This window comes from Alicyclobacillus kakegawensis NBRC 103104 (assembly GCF_001552655.1).
Classification (GTDB): Bacteria; Bacillota; Bacilli; order Alicyclobacillales; family Alicyclobacillaceae; genus Alicyclobacillus_G; species Alicyclobacillus_G kakegawensis.
Window position 1 is genome coordinate 1 of the sequence record NZ_BCRP01000011.1, and the last position, 18,994, is coordinate 18,994.

The window sequence follows — 18,994 nt, forward strand, 5'->3', positions numbered from 1 at the left end:
CCCCCCCGGAGGGGGAATATGGTTTTTCAACCATATTCTGATTCACCCCACAAAACGGCTTCATATCTCATTTCTCTCCTTTGTCCAAAAACGCCCAACAGCGGCACCAAATCGGGGGCTGCCGCTGCTGTAAAAGTTCCATATGCCGATTCGTTCCGTGGCAGCCCGGCCTCCCGCACAGAGCCTCTCTGTCCGTGGACCCGCGGCTTTGCATCCGAGGATTCCGTTGGTTGACCGTGACCATTGGAATTTGGGCACGCATTCTACGTATGTAGTACCGACATGGTACGACATAATGTGCCACAATGCAAGAAACATTCCGCTTCGTCCTGGTTGCGGGCGCGCTGGGTGGAGGCATGGCAAAGCGGCCTGCAGCGCCGTCTGGCGCACAGGCCGCTCTCACGCTTTGCAGCTGACGAGACCGTCCCGCGAGATATGCCGGGCAACCCGGTTAACCGAGAATGCCACCCAGCGACACGTACTTGATGTCAAGGTACTCTGCGATCCCGTACTTGCTGCCTTCGCGTCCGACACCCGATTCTTTCACGCCTCCGAACGGCGCTTGGGCGGTGGAAGGAACGCCGTCGTTGGCGCCGAGAATGCCATACTGCAGGCGTTCCGCCAGCCGGAAGACACGGCCGACATCGCGGGTGAAGTAATACGCAGCCAAGCCGTAAGGAGTGTCGTTGGCGTAGCGAACAGCCTCCTCCTCGGTATCGAAAGGCAGCACGGCCGCCACCGGGCCAAACGTCTCCTCCTTCGTGATGAGCATGGAGTGATTGACGTCGGCCAAGACGGTCGGCGTGTAGAACCAGCCCGGCGCCGGTTTTGCCTCCCCGCCGACCACCAGGCGGGCTCCCTTGGCGACGGCGTCCGCCACGTGGCGTTTCACCTTCTCAATGGCCGCCGGCTCAATCAGCGGCCCCACTGTCACGCCGTCCTCCAGGCCATTGCCCACCCGCATGCTGCCCATCCGTTCGGCCAGTTTCTGCACGAACTCTTCGTAGATGGGGCGCTGCACATAGATACGGTTGGCGGAGACGCACGTCTCGCCCATGCCGCGCATTTTGCAACTGACCGCGTTCGCTACGGCCGCCTCCAAGTCCGCGTCCGCAAAGACGAGGAACGGGGCGTGGCCGCCCAGCTCCATGGAGACGCGTTTCACGGTGTCGGCCGCCTGGCGCATCAAGATTTTACCCACCTCGGTCGATCCGGTGAACGACACCTTCCTGACGCGAATATCGTCCATGATCACCTTGGCCAACGCGGGCGCGTCCGTGCCGACGAGGACAGACAGCACGCCTTTGGGCAATCCGACTTCCTCAAAGATGCGCGCCAATTCCAAGGCGGACAGCGGCGTGAGCTCGGAGGGTTTTATGATCATCGTACAGCCGGCGGCCAGCGCGGGCCCGAGCTTGCGCGTGATCATAGCTGCCGGGAAGTTCCAGGGCGTAATCGCAGCCGTGACACCAACCGGCCGCTTGATGACCAACAGGCGTTTGTCGGGCGAACTGGAGGGAATCGTGTCGCCGTAAACGCGTGGGGCCTCTTCCGCAAACCAATCCAAAAACGACGCCGCGTAGTTGACTTCGCCGCGCGCCTCGGCCAGCGGCTTGCCTTCCTCCATGGTCATGATGCGCGCCAGCCTGTCCGCCTCCGCCCGCATCTTGGCGGCCGCTTCGCGCAGGATGCGCGCACGATCTCCGGCCAGGGTCTCCGCCCACTCGTCCTGAACGACCGCCGCCTTGTCAATCGCCGCTTGCATGTCTTCGGGCGTGGCGTTGGGCACCGTCGCTACGACCTGTTCGGTGGCCGGATTGACCACGTCGAACGTCTCCTTCGCGAAGCCGTTTGTCCACTCCCCGCCGATGTAGTTCTGATAGGTTCCCAGTTCCATGGCTGGCCGTCACTCCCTTGACAAGGTTGCCCAAAGCAGCGTCCACAGGCGCACGCGCGCCTCGGGTACACCGTTTCGTTCATGCGCGTAGACGCACACGTTACACGCTGACTACCAACCGGGAGACTTCTCCCCGGTCGAGTCGATCAAACCCACTGTTAATGTCCTCCAAAGGCAGGGTGGCTGTCAACAATTTGTCCACGGGAAGCCTCCCCTGCTTAAACAATTCGATAAAGCGCGGGATGTCCCTGCTGGGAACACAACTGCCGACGTAGGACCCTTTCAGGGTGCGCTCTTCCGCTGTCAGTATCACCTGCGGAAACGAGAACTGATGGTCCGGATGCGGCAAGCCACTGGTCACGGTGGTTCCGCCGCGGCGCGTGATGGCGAAGGCAGTTTGCAGCGCTGGCACCGCGCCCGCGGTTTCAAACGCGTACTCGACTCCGCCCCGCGTGGCGTCGCGGATGCGACGGGTCACGTCCGGATCGCGCGCGTCGAACGTGTCCGTGGCGCCCAGGCTCTCGGCCAGGGACAGCTTGTCGGGATTGACATCGACGGCGACGATGCGGGCGGCCCCGGCCACACGCGCACCCAGCAAGGCAGACAGGCCGACGCCCCCCAGCCCAACGATAGCCACACTCGCTCCCACCGGCACGCGCGCCGTGTTGACCACGGCGCCGACCCCAGTGATAACGGCGCAGCCAAACAAAGCCACCTGGTGAAACGGTACGTCCGCATCCACCGGAATCAGCGAATTGCGGGCGATGACGGCGTATTCACTAAAGCCGGATACGCCGAGATGGTGATGGATGGGCGAGCCGTGCAAGGACAGCCGGCGCTCCCCGGACAACAGGGTCCCCTCGGTATTGGCGGCCGCACCCGGCTCACACAGGGCGGGGCGCCCCTCTTGACAGGGCAGGCAGTGGCCGCAGCTGGGCACAAACGCGCATACCACATGGTCGCCGTGGCGCAGGTCGTTCACGCCGGGCCCCACTTCCACCACTTCGCCGGCCGCCTCGTGGCCGAGCGCCATCGGAGTAGGTCGCGGGCGCGATCCGTTGATGACCGACAGGTCGGAGTGACACAGGCCCGCCGCCCGGATGCGCACCAGCACCTCGCCGGGACCTGGCGCATCCAGGTCCAGGGTCTCGATTTTCAGCGGCCGGCTCTCCGTGTACGGGGCGGGCAGCCCATCTCATACAGAACTGCGGCTTTGGTCTTCATCCTGCATCCCCTCCAGCCTACTCGTAATACCCTTCGTCCGACTTGCGCAAGGTCGCGAACTGCTCCGCATCGTGACCAAACCAGACGTCAGCCTTGTACTCGTTGGCCAGCGCGCGAATGCGCTCGACCGTGCGGACGAAGCCGACGGAATCGTAGATGATGCCCGGCGGCTTGACCGGGGGTCCGTAGCTCTCCTTGGTGTAAATCGCGTCCGAGGCGAGGATGATGTTGCCCTTCTCCGGCAACTGCACGTACAGCCCCAGCATCCCCCAGGCATGTCCGCTGCCGAAGTTGAGCACGCGCACCCCGTCGGCCAACACAAGGTTGTCCTCGTGCCGCTTGATGGTGCGCCACTGCAGGTTGTTGCGAATCCAGGCGTCGATGTCCGCCCAAATGTAGGCGCCCGCCTTTTGATTACGCGCATAGACTTCCAGCGCTCCATGAAACTCGTCCTCGTGAACGACAATAGTCGCATTCGTGAACATCTCCAGGCACCCTGCGTGGTCAAGATGCAAGTGCGAGGCAATCACATACCGAATGTCCTCCGGCCGGACGCGCAGTTGCTCGAGTCGGTTGTGCAGGTAGCACTCCTCATTGGCGGTCCAAGGAAACTGCGATTGGGTGACTTCCGCCCAGCGCCCGCTCGGACCCATGGAGTTTGGGTTGCAGGATGTGTCGAAGAGAATCTTGCCTTCCGGGTGGTCAATCAGCACCGTGTAGATGGGAAACTCCACCATTTCGTTGGGCCGGTTGGGTTCCTCGGCGGTTGCCGGGTTGTGCATGGCAATCATCCAGTTCTTGTCCATGCGCATGCGACCGTTGTCCATCACGTACAGCTTTGGATGCGGTTTCATAGTGTTCATAGCTTCATCACCTCTCACGGTTCATGGTGGATATCTATGAACGATCCGTCCGCCACTAGAACAGCGCAGCTCTCGATGCACATCTGCATCCAACGCCTGTCGGATCGTGACGAGGCCGACTTTTCTGGGGGATTCACCTGTCAGAAACGTCCCGGGGTCATGTACGTGAGGTGTTTCATCCATGCATCAATGGATTTGCCGACGGAGTGTCTCCATTTCCTCCCGGGTCAAGCCGGTTGTCTTGACGACGACATCAAGGCTGACTCCTTCGGCGAGCAGCTTCAGAGCCACCTCCTGGCGGCCTTGCTGGAGGCCCTCCTTGCGTCCCTGTTCGAGACCCTTCTGCCAACCTTCCTGCTCGGCCTCCTCCATCAGTTCACGAACCACGTCCGTCATCCCCATTGCCTCCTTACGGTCAAACCGTTCGGCCAAGGCGACGTCGTAGGAAAGAAACCGATACAGCGTACGCTCCCGTTGCGATTGAAATTCCAGGTGCAGAATATCTCCGGATTCCAACTTAAACACGATGTCTGTGGACTGTTGGCGGATAACAACCTCGTCGAGTTCCGTAGGCGGCCCGGCGGCCCTCCGGGCCCAGCGTCAGCTCCCGATTTCAGGCAGCACCGTTTTAGCGATGTGATTGTCCAGGTCTTCGTAGTCGTAATAGCGGATGGTCTCATACAATTCCTTGCGGGTCTGCATGTCCCCCAGGGATTTCGCCTGCGTCCCTTCTGTCAGGATCTCCTGGAACACCCGCTCGTACGCCTTGGCGGCCACGCGCAGCGATGTGACCGGATAGATGACCATTTTGAACCCCCAGGAGGCAAATTGCGCGGCTGTGTAGTACGGCGTTTTGCCAAACTCGGTCATGTTGGCGAGAAGCGGGACGTCGCGACCCAGCTCCTGGCCGACGCGGGCAAACTCCTCCTCACTGGAGAGGGCCTCGGGGAACAGGCCGTCGGCGCCGGCGGCCACGTACTGGCGCATGCGCGCCAGGGCCGCGTCCAAGCCTTCCACCGATTTGGCGTCGGTGCGGGCAATGACCACCAGCGAAGGGGCAATCTCCTTGATAGTGCGGATCTTCTGCGCCATCTCCTCCGCCGGAATCAGTTTCTTGCCGTTGAGGTGGCCGCACTTTTTCGGCATCTCCTGGTCTTCTATCTGGACCGCGGCAACGTTGGCCTCCACCATCTCGCGCGCTGTGCGCGCCACGTTCAAAATCCCTCCGTAGCCGGTATCGATGTCCACCAGGACCGGCAGGCCGGTCGCCCGCACCAGGTCGCGGGCGCGCTCGGCCATCTCCGTGGACGTAACGACGCCCAAATCGGGCAGGCCGCGGCTGGCGGTATACGCGGCGCCGGACAAGTAGAGGGCCTGAAACCCGACCTTCTGCGCGACCAAGGCGGCCATCGCGTCGTGGGCGCCGGGCATCTGCAGCACTGTCGGCCCGTTCATCAGTTCCCGAAAGCGCTGAGCCAGTTGTGATTGATTGGCTTCCTCTCGTATCAACCAAGACAAGGGAGTTCCTCCTCGACAGTTGGCATCGCGGACCGGGCGGGGGCCCCGACAGGCCCCCGCCCCTGTCCATCATGCTGCATCGGCATGCGGCTGTGCAACGGTCCATAATCTGTCAGATCACGAACAGATCCACGAAGTCCTGCACCTCGGTGCGCATCAAGCGCTCCTCGTCCTGAATGAGCTGAACAATCTGCTGCACCTGCTTTTCCGGGAAACGGGTCTCCAGGTTGGCCCGGAACTTCTGCTCCAGTTTGGGCATCGCCTCGGCGCGGCGGAAACGGTGTCCGAGCGGATAGTGCTGCTCTACCTTGTCCGTCTGGGTTCCGTCGCGGAAATGAATCTGAATCGCGTTGGCGATGGAGCGCTTGTCGGGATCCAGATAATCGCGGCTGTACTGCTCGTCCTCCACCACCACCATCTTTTCCCGCAGGCGGTCGATGCGCACATCCGCCGCGACATCGTCCTCGTAGTGCTCGGCGGTCAGCGTGCCGAACAAGAGCCCGATGGCCACCACGTACTGGATGCAGTGGTCCCGGTCCGCCGGGTTGTGGAGCGGCCCAGTCTTGTCGATGATGCGGATGGCCGATTCCTGGGTGAAAATTGTGATGCGGTCAATCTCGTCGAGGCGGTCCTTGACCTGCTCGTGCAGGGCAATGGCACACTCGGCTGCTGTCTGGGCGTGGAACTCAGCCGGATAAGAAACCTTGAACAGCACGTTCTCCATCACGTAGGACGACAGCGGCCGTTGCAAGGTGAGGCGCTTGCCGCGCAGCACCACGTCCTCAAAGCCCCAGCCCGGCGCGGACAAGGCGCTCGGGTAGCCCATCTCCCCCCTGCGCGCCATCAGGGCCAGGCGCACGGCGCGGCTGGCCGCGTCCCCGGCCGCCCACGACTTGCGCGATCCGGTATTCGGCGCGTGCCGGTAGGTGCGCAGACTGCCGTTGTCGACGAAGGCGTTGGACAGGGCGCTTTGCACTTCCTCCCGACTACCCCCGAGCAGGGCGGTGACCACGGCGGTGGAGGCCACCTTGACAAACAGGACATGGTCCAGCCCCACCCGGTTGAGGCTGTTCTCGAGCGCCAACACGCCCTGAATCTCGTGCGCCTTGATCATCGCGGTCAAAACCGCATTCATGTCGAGGCCCGGTTTGCCGCGGGCGGCGCGTTGGCGGCTCAGGTAATCGGCTGTGGCCAAGATGGCGGCCAGGTTGTCGGACGGGTGGCCCCACTCGGCGGCGAGGAAGGTATCGTTGTAGTCCAGCCAGCGGTTCATGGCACCGATGTTGAACGCGGCTTGGACCGGATCGAGCTCGAAGGAGGTGCCCGGTACGCGCGCACCGCCGGGGAGTGTGGCGCCTGGCACCAGCGGCCCCAGCAGTTTCGTGCACTCCGGGAAGCGCAGGGCGAGCATGCCGCAGCCAAGCGCGTCCATCAGTACATACCGGGCTGTGGTGTACGCTTCCCGGCTGCTGATCTGGGCATCCAGGACATAGTCCGAAATCTCGGCGATGAGCGGATCATATTGGGACTGCGGGTTTCGGTTCGCTGGCACGTGAATGTCTCCTTTTCTCGCGTTGATCATGCGAAAGGCCAAGCGCGACGAAGGCGTAGGCTCCCTTGTTATGATACCAATGTTGCGTCGACTATGGACGCAGACCCCGTGGGCCGGTGTAGTGCACCCGCGGGCGAAAGAGCCGGTTATGGTCGTGCTGCTCCATCACGTGGGCCACCAACCCCGCCGTTCTGGCCGCGAAGAAGACCGGTGTGTACAAGGGAATCGGGATGCCCAGCAGGTAGTATACGGGAGCCGCGTAGTAGTCCAGGTTGGGATAGAGCCCTTTCTCCTGGTACATCACCGCCTCGCCTCGTTCGCAGATCTCCAAGATTTCCCTGTTTCCGCTTTCACCGACCAGTTTCTTCAGCGCTTCTTTCATCAGCAGGGCCCGTGGGTCCGGGCGTCTCATGTAGACCCGATGGCCGAAGCCCATGATGCGCTCTTTCTGTGCCAGCCTCCTTTTCATCTCCTGCTCCAATTGGTCGGCTGTCTGCACCTGTTCCAGCATGCGCATCACAGCCTCGTTGGCCCCGCCGTGGAGGCTGCCCTTGAGGGAGGCGACCGCCCCGGTCAGGGCACCGTAGATGTCGGATTGCGTCGAGGAGATGACGCGGGCGGCGAAGGTGGAATTGGGCATCTCGTGTTCACTGTAGACAATCAGCGATTGGTCAAAGACAGCCTCTTCCAACGCTGTGGGCCGCCTGCCCGTGATCATGTACAGAAAGTTGGCTGAAAAAGAAAGGTCCGGAGCAGGCATCACGGGGCGCTCTCCCTGCAGGATGTGATAGCCGTTCGCCACCAGATGAGGCATGCGCGCCAGGATGCGCGCGCCTTTTTCCCGGTTGGCCTGGGCAGATCGATCGTCGAGCAGCGGATCATATCCGGCCAGTGCGGACAGGCCTGTGCGCAAGGCATCCATGGGATGGGTCCGCTGCGGCAGGGAACGGAGGACATCCAACACCCCGTCGGGCAGGCTTAAGTTCTCAGCCAGGGTTTGCTCCAGTCGCTCTCGTTCTTCCTCCGTGGGCAGGTTACGATTCCAGAGCAAAAAGACCACGTCGAGGTACCGCTTCGTGTTGGCAAGCTCAATCAAATCGTAGCCCCGCACGACAATCTGTTCGTGTTCCACGTCAAGATAGGAAATCCCGGTCTCTGCGGCGATGACTCCTTCCAAACCCGGACGATAGGCCTCGCTGATCGCCATACGACACACGCCCTCTCTCATGTTATGATAGGAAGCCCCGCTCGCTCTCACCTATTATTCTATATCTAGATTGTTTGCCCTCAAAGGATGTTTTTGAACATTGCGCCGGCATGACGCTTCAATTGGGTCCAGAGAGAAATGCGTGTACACTGAATGGCAGAAGATTCATCCAGCGGAGGGACGCGGAGAGATGGACAAGCTGCGCATCGACAGGATGTTGACACACATGCGAGTGGCCACGCGCAAACAGGTGAAGAAGATGATCCGCGAGGAACGAATCTTTGTCAACGGCTTGCCGGCGCGTGACCCGGGGATGTACGTGCATCCCGAGGCCGACACGGTGGAAGTGGATGGCCGGGTGATTCCGTTTCGGAGGCACCTGTACCTGATGATGAACAAGCCGCAAGGGGTGCTGTCGGCGACGACCGACGCAGCGCAGCGGACGGTGCTGGACCTGATTGATCCGGAGCTGCGCGCGTTCGCCCCGTTTCCGGTCGGGCGCCTGGACAAGGACACGGAAGGGTTGTTGCTCCTGACCACCGACGGCAAGCTGGCGCACCGGCTGATTTCACCCAACCGGCACGTGCCCAAACGCTACTTTGTCCGGGTGGCCGGCTTGGTAACCGAGGCGGACGCACGGGCGTTCGCCGCCGGGGTGGTGTTGGATGACGGCTACAAGACCATGCCGGGCGAACTCGCCATTCTCCGCCAGGGCGCCGAATCGGAGGTCGAACTGACGATTTTCGAAGGGAAGTTTCATCAGGTCAAACGGATGTTTGCCGCCGTCGGCAAGCGAGTGGTATACCTCAAGCGGGTAGCCATGGGGCCGCTGGAGCTTGATGCGTCCCTGGCCCCGGGGGCGTACCGGGAACTCTCTCCTGGTGAGCTGGACCTGCTTCAGTCCGCCGGCAGCCTGGGATAGGCGACACCCGAAACCTACGCCAACTCCAGTCGCACGCGGCTACCGCGTCCGGCCGGCTCAGCAGGCTGTACGATGAGGCGGCGCGGCATGCGCGCCCGCAACTCCGGAACGTGGCTGATGACGCCAATCGTCAGTTGCTCCAGGCGCAGCCGCTCCAACGTCGACATCACCACGTCCAGCCGCTCCGCATCCAGGGTGCCAAACCCTTCATCGAGAAAGAAAAACTCGAGCGGGTGACGGCCGCGCAGTTGAATCTGGGTCGAGAGCGAGAGCGCCAGCGCCAGCGAGGTCAAGAACGTCTCGCCGCCAGAGAGCGAGGTGACCGGCCTGCGGACGCCGCCGTTGAAGTCGTCGCGCATGACAAACCGGCCGTCCGCCGCCACCTCAAGCGCATAGCGACCGCGGGTCAACTGATGCAGCCTGTCCGAGGCCATGCGCGCCACAAGTTCCAACTGCTCCTGAGCGACAAACTCGACAAACTTGTTGCCGCTGAACAGTTGCCGCAACGTCTGCAGGTTGTCCAGCTCCGCCTGCAAGGCGCGGCGCTGTTCCTCCAACCGTGTCCACTCCGCGTGGCGTCGTTCCACATCGCGCGCCGCTTCCTCCGCGCGGCCGAGTTCGCGGGTGGCCACGCTCAACGCCTCCTCCGCCTCTCGCTGCGCCTGGCAGATGGCTTCCCAAGCGTCGTCATCGACAAACCGGCCATCCAGTGTCGCGAGCAGCCGCCGCCGCTCTTCCGCCAGGCGGCGCCCCTCGTCCTCGTAGGCCTGCAACCGCGCCCTGGCTTCGGATTGCTCGGTGTCGGTAAAGCGAGCGTCGGCCACGTCCCCGATGGACGCAAACCCGGCGTCCGCCAGGGCCGCGTCCAGCGCGGCCGCAGCCGTCTCAAGCCGCGCTGTGGCCGTCTCCACCCGCGTGTGCCAAGCCGTGCGCTCCTTGTCCAGCCGCCCCAACTGCTCGCTGGCAGCCGCCAGTTCCGCCTCCGCCTGCTCCACCGCGGCCGTCAGTCTCTCGGCCTGCGTCGCCAGCTCAGCCAGCGCCTCGGCAATCGGCCGCCCGCCCGTCTCCCTGTCGAGCACGGCGGCCAGGTCGTCCGCCTTGGCGACCCAATCCTGCGTTTGCCACTCGGCGCGCCGCCGCTCCTCCGCCAGGCTCTGCAGCTCTGCGCTCACCGCCTCGAGCTTGGGCTGCACCTCTTGCTGCACTTGCCGCGCTTCCATCAACTCTTGGTTGGCCGCCTCCATTTGCCGATCCCGTTCCTCCACGTCAGCCACGGCTTGTGCCAGCCACGCCCCGGCGTACGTCGCCTGGTTGATGTCATCCTCATTCTCGTCCGCGGCCTCGGACCCAGGCCAACCAGCGGCCGCCAGGGACCCGCACCATTGCCGCCAGGCCGCACAGAGCGCGGCGCTGGCCTCCTCCGCGTCCGCCCGCGCCCGCTGCCACTCTGCCTCCGCGACAGACAACACCGCCTCGGCCCGCGCCAGCCGCTCCTGAACCTGGCGCCGCGCCTCCTCCCGCTGCGCAAGCTGCGCCTCCCATGCCGCCTGGCGCTGGCGCCAGTCCTCGAGCCCCCGGGACAACTCCTGCAGGCGCTGGTGTTCCAAGTTGAGAAACGCGGCAAACGCCTGGCAGGCCGCCGCGTCCAAATGCACCGGCCGGGGGCCGGGTTCAAGCCCGAAAACCCCATCACCGGCCTCATCCCCGGCCCCCGCCGCGCCGTTGGCGCCGGCTGCCGGGACCTTTGCCCGTCCAATCCCCGCTGGATTCTCCCACTCCGGCCAGGCCGCGGTCACCTTTTTATACACGTCTGCCAATTCGACCGCCTGCTCCCGGGCCGCCTGCTGGATACTCTCATACTGCGACGCCGCCACCGCCAGCTCCTGTTGATCCGCCCGTACACGCGCCTGCGCCTGATCCAGCTCGTCCTGCGCCATCCGGAGCGCCGCTGCGGCCGTCTCCATCGCGGCCAAACCGGCCACATGGGCGGCACCGGCAGGGACGGCCAGCTGCGGGTGGTGTACACTGCCGCAGACCGGACACGGATCGCCCTCCTGCAGCCCTTCCGCCAGGAGCTGGGCCATGGCCAGCCTGTCCACCCACACGGCCTCCCCCTGCAGGCGCTGCGCCTCCCGCTGACGCGCCAAGACCCGCTCAAGCGCGCGTTCAGCCTCGGCAAGACGCTCCTGGGCCTTGGCGCAGGCCGCTTTCGCCTGTTCGCACTGCTGCACCCGCTCTTGCCAGCGCGCCAAACCGTTGCGCCAGGCCTCCCACAGGGGACGGCCGGACACCGCGAGCCGTGTCTGCCGCTGCCGCAACTCCTCCTCGTCCAGCGGCGGCGCCAGCGCCTCCAACTGGGCTCGCGCTTCCCGCCACGCTTGCTCCACCCGCTCTTGCTCGGCGCGCAGGCGGGCAAGCTGGGCCGCGGCCGCATCCTTCGCCTCTTCCCGCTGGCGAACCCGCTGCTCGGCACGCCGCGCCTGCGCCGCCGCCTGCTGGTACCTGCCCTCGCCGTCTTTGGCCGCCTGCAGCGCCTGGCGAAGCGGGATGGGAACGCGGCTGGCGGCCAGCTTCGCCTCCGCGTCGGCCGCTTGGTGTTCGGCTGCTTGCAACTGCTGGCGCAGGTGCCGCTCAGCCGTCGTCTTGTCCGCCCACGCCCTGTCCATCGCCCGGCGCCGTTCGTCCAGTTCGGCCAGGCGTTGCCGCAAATCCAACAGTTCCCGCTCACTCTGCTGCAGAGCGGTCAACCGGTGGCGGCGCTCGGCCAGCGCAGGTTGTTGCTGCGCCAGCCTCTGTTTTGCCGCTTCAGATTGGCTGCGCAGCGCCTGTTCCCGGGCATGGGCGGCATCCCAAGCCGTCTCCGCCGCCGCCAGTTGCGTCCGGGCGGCGTCCGCCTCCAGCGCGGCCGTTTGCTGCGCCTCCACCACCGGCCACACAGCCTCGGCCGCCGCGGCGCGGGCCAGTCGCCCCGCCAGCTGTTGCATCGATTCCGCCTGCCGCTGGTGTTCGGCAATCCCAGCCTGGACCTGCGCCAGTTCGGCCTGGGCCGCGCGCAGCCGGCGCGCTTCATCGTACTCGGCGGACAGCTTGTCCAGCCGCTGCCGGCAGACAGCCTCCGCCAGGGCGGCCTGCGCCTCTGCCTCCCGCGCCGCCGCCAGGGCTTCCGGCGATGCGTCTCCCAGACCTTGCTGGCGATTGACCACGGCCTCATGCTGCAGCCGCCGCTCATCCCAGCGCTCCCGCAGCCGCTGCATCAACCTGTCGCCGTACCGCTCCAGCGCAAACAGGCGCTGCAGCATGCGGTTTCTGTCGGCGCCGCGCAGGTTGAGAAACTCGGCAAACCGCCCCTGGGGCAACACCACCGCCCGCGTGAAGTCGTCCAGCTCCAGGCCGAGGATGTCCTTGACGCGAGCGGTCACTTCCGAGTCTTTGTCCGCCAGGACCACGTCGCCCCCGTCCGTCACCTCGACCAGACGGCTGCGCACGTTCTGCACGGCCACCTCGTCGCGCCGCCGGTACGCCCGTTCCACCCGGTAACGGCGGCGGTCCTGCGCGCGGCCGATGGCAAACTCAAACGCCACCGCCAGCCGGTCCTCGGCGTGGTTGAGGATGCCGCGCGTGTTGTGATCCGCCCGCGTCACGCTGCCGAACAAGGCCAGCGTCATCGCGTCCAGGATGGAGGACTTGCCGCTGCCGGTGGGGCCAAAGATGCCGAACACGCCGTCTTGGGCCAACTCGGCGAACGGGATGACCTGCTCCTCGCGAAAGCTGTGCAAGCCGCGGATGCGCAGTTCAATCGGCTTCACGGGCAACAACCTCCTCGTCGGCTGCGTCGGCGGATCCATCCGAGACCGCGTCGGCACCCTCGGCGGCCAGTTCCAAAAACAGGCGCACCAGCCCATCGTCCGGCGCCACACCGCGCTGCTTTTCGAAGAAGCGGACAAAGATTTGGTCTATCGACAGGTTGGCCAACCCCTCGCTCGGACGCAGCTCGCCGCTGCCCACAAAGACCGGACGGATGCTGACAAAACCGGGGTGCAACTGGCGCAGATTCTGCGTGTCTTGGATGGAAAGGGCTTCGGTCAGGTGGATTTCTAGATCAATCCAGGCGTTCGCGTCGCGCCCTTCCGCGACCCAGCGCGCTGCTTCCACAAGCCCGCCCCGCGCCACCCAGCGCACCAGCGGCCGACCGGCGGACAGGTGAATCTCGCGCACAGCTGCCGGTCGGGCGGGTTCCACATCCACCAGCACCACCGACTTGGCGTATCCCACCTCGGAAAAGCTGTACGCCAGGGGAGATCCGGAGTAACGCGCCGGCACCTGCGCTCCCTGTACAATCTGCGGCCGGTGCAAATGCCCGAGGGCGACATACTGGGCCGCCGCGGGAAAGGCATCCGGCGCGACAGCGTACGTGCCGCCGACTTGAATCGGGATCTCCGAGTCCGATTCAATGCCGCCTTGCACGAACAGGTGGCTCATCGCCAGGTTGACCGTGTCAGCCCGGTAGTGGGCGGCCAGCCCGGCCAGCAGGCGGGCGATGCGCTCACTGTAGCTTTTCTGCATATCCTCTTCATCCAGGCTCTGGGTCAAAAGCTCGCGCAGCCGCGCCTCCGACGGGTACGGCAGAGCCGCGATGACGGCGGTGTGCGGACAATCGGGCACGGCCACCTCCAGCCACGAGGGGCCGGCGTCCAGGCGGCGCACGCCGCCGGTATGCGGTGGACTCGGCGGCAACTCGTCGTGCGGACGGCCGATGAGCGTGATGCCGAGCCTATCCGCCAGCGGTTTGGGCGCGGCGATGCGCTCCGGGTTGTCGTGGTTGCCGGCTATCACCACCACTGCGCGCCGCCCTCCGGCGGCCAGCCGGTCCAACGCCTCGTAGAACAGCTCCTCGGCCTCCGCGCTCGGGTTGACCGTCTGGAACACGTCCCCCGCCACCAGCACCAGCTGCACACTCTCTTCCTCGCAGATGCGCACCAGTTCGTCCACAAACTGCGCCTGTTCCGGCAACCGATCCCGGCCTTCCAGGGTTTTGCCAAAGTGCCAGTCGGCCGTATGCAAGACCCGCATCGGACTCCCTCCTCGTCCACCCGCGCTCACGATCCGAACTCTGCAGAGTCACTGCGCGCGGATTCCGGCTCTTCGGCCTCAAACGTGGCAGGTTCCAGCGGGGGCGACGGAACGGTGGGCGGCGCCGCAGCCGCCGTTTCCCACGCCGCAGGTGGAGAAGTAGGTGGTGCGGACGGATCGGCCGCCAGTCGGTGGGAATAAAACCACTCAAATTTATCCCCCGGCTGGGGCTCCAAAAACAGGTACCCCTGGGCCTCGTCGCAGCCGCACTGGCGCAAGCGCTGCAGCTGTTCCTCGTGCTCCACCCCTTCGGCGACCACCCGCATGCCGAGCGCGTGGGCCATCTGGATGATGCCTGAGACAATTTGGGCCGCCCTGGGATTGTCATCGAGGCCTTGGATGAACGACTGGTCCACCTTGAGTTCGTCGGCGCGGATGTGCGCGAGGTACTTCAGGGACGAATAGCCGACGCCGAAGTCGTCCACGGAGACGGCGACACCCAGGGACGAGACCTGCTCAATCACATTGGCGACGTGCTCCAAACGATTGACGAAGGCCGACTCGGTGATCTCCAGTTCCAGACACCGGGGGTCCAGCCCGGTGTCATTCAGAACCCGCTTGAGTACCGTCAGAAAGCCGGGGTGCTCCAGCTGCACCATGGACACGTTGACGGATACCCGGATGGCCGGCAGGCCCTGCTCCTGCCACGCCCGGCTTTGGCGGCAAGCCGCCTCCAACACCCAGTTGCCGATGTCCCAGATGAGACCCGATTGTTCCGCGACGGGAATGAATCCGTCCGGCGACACCATCCCATGCGCCGGCGAATGCCAGCGGATGAGAGCCTCGACGCCCGACAGCCGCCCGCTCGCCATGTCAATCTTCGGTTGATAATAGAGGCAAAACTCCTCACGTCGCAGCGCTTCGACCAACGCGTCGTACAGAAGGAGGCTGTCCTTCGCCCCGGTGGCCAGCTGCGGCGAATACAAGACGCAGCGCTGCCCGCCGCTCTCCTTGGCGAAATACATCGCCACGTCCGCGTGACGCAGGAGAGCTTGCGCGTGATCGCCGTGATCCGGATAGATGGAGGCGCCGATGCTGCAGTGCAGGGTCAATCGATCCTCGCTGCCGAGCCACAGGGGAGACTGGAACCGGTCGAGGATAGCCTGCGCCAACTCCATCACGTCGCGCTCCTCGTCCACGCCGGTGGCCAGCACGGTGAACTCGTCGCCGCCCATCCGGTACACCCGCACGTTCTCGGATGCGCACTGCTTCAGCAACGCCCCGATGCGACCCAGCACCTTGTCGCCAAACTGGTGGCCGAAGGTGTCGTTCACGTCCTTGAACCCGTCAAAGTCGACAAACAGCACGCCGAACTTGCCGCCGTCCCCCGCCTGTTGAATGGCCTGGTTCAGGTCCTCATGGAACTGGCTCTGGTTGGGCAGCGAGGTCAACGGGTCCGTGTAAGCCATCTCCTGCAGCCGTCGTTGGTGCTCTTTGCGGTCGGTTATGTCCATCGCGAGCCCGTCGACGACCGCGGGCAGGTACTCGCCGTTACTGCGCGGGTACAAGGTCACCTCCAGCCAGCGTTCCTGGCCGTCTTTGCGCAGCACGCGGTATTCCAACTTGAGCGATCCGTCCGCGGGCAGCTTGTCTGGCACCAAGGCGCGATCCTCGGGGTGAATCACCCTGCGCCACAGATCGCCATCGGCCATAAACTCCTGTTCCGAGTACCCATACAACTGCTCCGTTCCGGTCCCGAAGATTGGCCGATTATGGACCACATCGTGCGAGAAGATGGCGATATGGGCGAGGGACACCACCCTCTCGATGGTCGCATGTGCCTGTTCCAAGTCTCGATACAACTGCGTGCTCTCGCAGTTGTCGGAAGTGAACACGGCCAGGCCGGTGACGGCGCCCGCCTCTACGATGGGGCAAACCCAGACCAGCGTAGGGATGATCTCGCCGTTGCGCCGCTGTTGCTTCACCAACCGCCCGTCCACGTGGCCTCGCTCCAGCACACGCTGAAACAGTTCCGCGGCATGGGACCATTCGCTCTCTGGGATGGTCGGAATGCGCCTGCCCAGGACCTCGTCCCGCGCCCAGCCGAACATGCGCTCGACAGAGCGAGGCCAGACCGACACTGTGCCCTCTGTGTCCAGACAGTACAGGGCTCCTGGCGCCTTGTCGATCAACCATCTGGCAAACGTACGCCGGTCGATCTGCTTGCCAGCCCCGTCAGGACGGTGTGCACCCGCGGAGTATGCATCCGCTGCTGCCATGAGACTTCCCCCTCTTCTCCTAGCATGGCTCCTGCATGCGCCCGCGTGGACTAACGGGACTCCGGCACAGAATCGAGCGGCGGATGCGATGCGGCCCGGCGCCCACGCGTCGTGGCGATGACGAACAACAAGAACCACCAAAACCAGGTGCAGCCAAGAGCGAGAATCCGGCAGCCGCACCTCAGGCGGTGGCCACGCCGCCAATCAGCCCATTGGTGACGAGACTGCCGGTGCCGGCGGCCGTGAACGACAGCCCCAGCACCCGGCCCGCGTGCGCGAAGAAGGTGTGACTGGCGACAGCAGTGATGGTCGGGAAATGGTAAAGGTCAGATAAAAGCCAGACAGACAAATGGACCCCCTCGAAATGGCGAAGAGACAGACTGGGAACCAAAACCGCTTCAATCCGCGCCCTCCCTGGTCACTGTCCGGGCTCCCTGACGCACCCAGATCTACACAACTTCATTGTATACCTGCGGACAGGCTGCGGAAAGCGGTCCAACCGGAGACAGGGAGATGATTCTCCCAGGATAGATGGGTCCTGGCAAACACTCGGATTGAGGGAGGCGGCCAGTGGGCGGTATCATGGGGAAGTGGCGGCTCATCGGCGCGCCTGTCTGCGCGCGCAAAACTGCAGCAAGGGAGACCTCGGCGTGGATCACCTGCATTTGACGTTCGGACTGATGTCGTTTTTGTTTCTCTCTGGTTTTGTGGCCGCCTTCATCGATTCGACGGTGGGCGGCGGCGGACTGGTCACCCTGCCTTCGCTGCTGTTGGCCGGGCTGCCGCCGGCGCTGGCACTTGGGACCAACAAGCTGGCCAGCACGATGTCCTCCTTGACCAGCACGCTCAGCTACCTGAAAAGTGGGAAAGTCGACTTTCGCCTGACCCGCTGGTTGTTCCCGCTCTCGGTTGCCGGTTCTATCCTCGGTGCGGACTTGGCCCGCCATCTGCCTTCCGAGTTCCTGAAACCGCTGGTCGTCGTGTTGCTGGTGGCGGTCACCGTCTACACCATCTGGAAGAAGGACTTCGGCCTGCGCGAAGCCCGCCGCAAGTTGACCGCCCAGCTTGTCGCCGCGTTGGCTGGGCTGGCCCTCACGATTGGATTCTACGACGGCTTTTTCGGCCCCGGCACCGGGTCTTTTCTCATTTTTCTGTTTGTGTTTCTTGGTTGCGACTACGTGGCGGCGTCGGGCAACGCGAAAGTGCTTAACTTCGGCAGCAACATCGGCGCTTTGGCCACGTTTTACTGGCTGCGCGCCGTCGATTGGCGCATCGGGGTCATCATGGGCGTCGGAATGGTGTTCGGAGCGGTGGTCGGATCGCAGGTGGCGATTCGCAAAGGCGCAGCTTACGTGCGCCCGATTTTCATTCTGGTGACGGTGATACTGATAGGTAAGCAGGTATGGAACTGGTTTTGAAGGAAGCTGCTCATCCCAGCGCTCGGCCAATCGGCGATACAGTTGTAAGATTCATGCCATCAGGCGCAGGAGTTCTGTCTTGGGCAGGTTGCCGAAGTAGGCCCGGGTGTCGACATCGGCCAGCGCGGCCGCCAGGGCGTCGGCATCGTAACGACAGCCTAGCAGCCGCCGTTCCAGTTCGGCGACGTCCCGCTCGCCAAAAAAGTCACCAAAGATGCGGCACTGCTCAATGCGGCCGCCAACCACGTGAAGCCGTACGTCAATCAGCCCAATCCCGGGAAAATACTCGCTGCGCCGCACGTTGAAAGGCGGCGACTGGCCGTAGACCCAGTCCCAGTGGCGGTACCGCCGGTTCGCCAGATCCTCGACGGCCCGCCAGTCGGCGTCCGACAGAGGGTGCCGGGGGATTTCTGGGTAGCCGGCGAAAATGCGCTCAAGCAGCACCTGGCGGAACTCGTGGATGTCCATGTCGCGTTTCAGATAGGGCCGGATGTTGGTGACGCGGCTGCGCACCGATTTGATGCCCTTGGATTCTATCTTCTTGCGGTTCACCCGCAGCGCCTTGGCGACGTTGTCGAGGTTGACGTCAAACATCAGGGTGCCGTGGCTGAACATGCGGCCGCGGGTGGCAAACTGGGCGTTGCCGGAGACCTTCTTGCCCTCGACAAGGATGTCGTTGCGCCCGGACAGTTCCGCCGGGACGCCGAGCTCCCGCAGAGCGGCGATGACCGGCTCGGTGAAGCGGCGATAGTTGTGAAAGCTGTTGCCGTCATTTTTGGTGATGAAACTGAAACTGAGGTCTCCCTCATCGTTGTAGACCGCCCCTCCGCCCGATAGGCGCCGGGTGACGGTGACGCCGTGCGCGCGGACGTAATCGGTGTTGATTTCCTCCAGGGTGTTCTGGTTCTTGCCGACGATAACGGTAGGATGCATGGAGTAAAACAGGAGGTACGTCTGGTCGATGTCGAACGTCGTCAGGGCGTGTTCTTCAAGGGCCAGGTTGAGTGTGGCGTCCATGATGTTTTGATTGTCGATGAAAAGCAT

The 18,994-nt window shown here is 64.0% G+C and carries 13 protein-coding genes and 1 pseudogene; 2 read left to right on the plus strand and 12 right to left on the minus strand.

Features of this window, described 5'->3' with window-relative positions; genetic code table 11:
• Positions 1-451: 451 nt before the first annotated feature.
• The 7 genes and pseudogenes from AK2_RS09830 to mmgD all read right to left on the minus strand — a co-directional run bounded on the left by AK2_RS09830 (position 452) and on the right by mmgD (position 8,261).
• Positions 452-1,897 carry an NAD-dependent succinate-semialdehyde dehydrogenase gene (locus AK2_RS09830; RefSeq protein WP_067933818.1) on the minus strand — a complete coding sequence of 482 codons (1,446 nt, stop codon included), beginning with the start codon at positions 1,895-1,897 and terminating at the stop codon, positions 452-454.
• Positions 1,898-1,997: 100 nt separating this feature from the next.
• A pseudogene (locus AK2_RS09835) lies at positions 1,998-3,121 on the minus strand (zinc-dependent alcohol dehydrogenase family protein).
• Between the two features lie 17 nt (positions 3,122-3,138).
• On the minus strand, positions 3,139-3,984 hold the full coding sequence (gene ahlS / locus AK2_RS09840) for an AhlS family quorum-quenching N-acyl homoserine lactonase (RefSeq protein WP_067933820.1): 846 nt from the start codon (positions 3,982-3,984) through the stop codon (positions 3,139-3,141).
• Positions 3,985-4,170: 186 nt separating this feature from the next.
• Positions 4,171-4,509, minus strand: a complete 339-nt coding sequence (locus tag AK2_RS17460; RefSeq protein ID WP_067933823.1) for an Rpn/YhgA-type helix-turn-helix domain-containing protein — start codon at positions 4,507-4,509, stop codon at positions 4,171-4,173.
• Positions 4,510-4,584: 75 nt separating this feature from the next.
• Positions 4,585-5,502 carry a methylisocitrate lyase gene (gene prpB / locus AK2_RS09850; RefSeq protein WP_067933825.1) on the minus strand — a complete coding sequence of 306 codons (918 nt, stop codon included), beginning with the start codon at positions 5,500-5,502 and terminating at the stop codon, positions 4,585-4,587.
• A 112-nt stretch (positions 5,503-5,614) separates the two neighbouring features.
• Entirely contained in the window at positions 5,615-7,084 is a 1,470-nt protein-coding gene (locus AK2_RS09855) for a bifunctional 2-methylcitrate dehydratase/aconitate hydratase (protein WP_067933828.1), read from the minus strand.
• A gap of 61 nt (positions 7,085-7,145) precedes the next feature.
• Positions 7,146-8,261, minus strand: coding sequence for a citrate synthase (gene mmgD / locus AK2_RS09860; RefSeq protein WP_067933832.1), 1,116 nt, complete (start codon positions 8,259-8,261; stop codon positions 7,146-7,148).
• 190 nt (positions 8,262-8,451) lie between these two features.
• On the opposite strand from mmgD, the gene AK2_RS09865 reads away from it, so the two are divergent.
• Entirely contained in the window at positions 8,452-9,183 is a 732-nt protein-coding gene (locus tag AK2_RS09865) for a pseudouridine synthase (RefSeq protein WP_067933834.1), read from the plus strand.
• A gap of 14 nt (positions 9,184-9,197) precedes the next feature.
• Here the strand turns inward: AK2_RS09865 and AK2_RS09870 are convergent, their stop codons facing one another.
• From AK2_RS09870 to AK2_RS16885, 4 genes are all read right to left on the minus strand, one after another.
• Positions 9,198-12,989 carry an AAA family ATPase gene (locus AK2_RS09870; RefSeq protein WP_067933836.1) on the minus strand — a complete coding sequence of 1,264 codons (3,792 nt, stop codon included), beginning with the start codon at positions 12,987-12,989 and terminating at the stop codon, positions 9,198-9,200.
• Positions 12,976-14,253, minus strand: a complete 1,278-nt coding sequence (locus tag AK2_RS09875) for a metallophosphoesterase family protein (protein WP_067933838.1) — start codon at positions 14,251-14,253, stop codon at positions 12,976-12,978. The genes AK2_RS09870 and AK2_RS09875 overlap by 14 nt, the downstream gene beginning before the upstream one ends.
• Positions 14,254-14,279: 26 nt before the next feature.
• Positions 14,280-16,532, minus strand: coding sequence for a putative bifunctional diguanylate cyclase/phosphodiesterase (locus tag AK2_RS09880; RefSeq protein ID WP_067933840.1), 2,253 nt, complete (start codon positions 16,530-16,532; stop codon positions 14,280-14,282).
• 181 nt (positions 16,533-16,713) lie between these two features.
• Positions 16,714-16,881: a hypothetical protein gene (locus AK2_RS16885; protein ID WP_157076295.1), complete on the minus strand. Its 168-nt coding sequence runs from the start codon at positions 16,879-16,881 to the stop codon at positions 16,714-16,716.
• A 331-nt stretch (positions 16,882-17,212) separates the two neighbouring features.
• On the opposite strand from AK2_RS16885, the gene AK2_RS09885 reads away from it, so the two are divergent.
• Entirely contained in the window at positions 17,213-17,950 is a 738-nt protein-coding gene (locus AK2_RS09885; RefSeq protein WP_067934021.1) for a sulfite exporter TauE/SafE family protein, read from the plus strand.
• 51 nt (positions 17,951-18,001) lie between these two features.
• Here the strand turns inward: AK2_RS09885 and lplA are convergent, their stop codons facing one another.
• Positions 18,002-18,994, minus strand: coding sequence for a lipoate--protein ligase (gene lplA / locus AK2_RS09890; protein WP_067933843.1), 993 nt, complete (start codon positions 18,992-18,994; stop codon positions 18,002-18,004).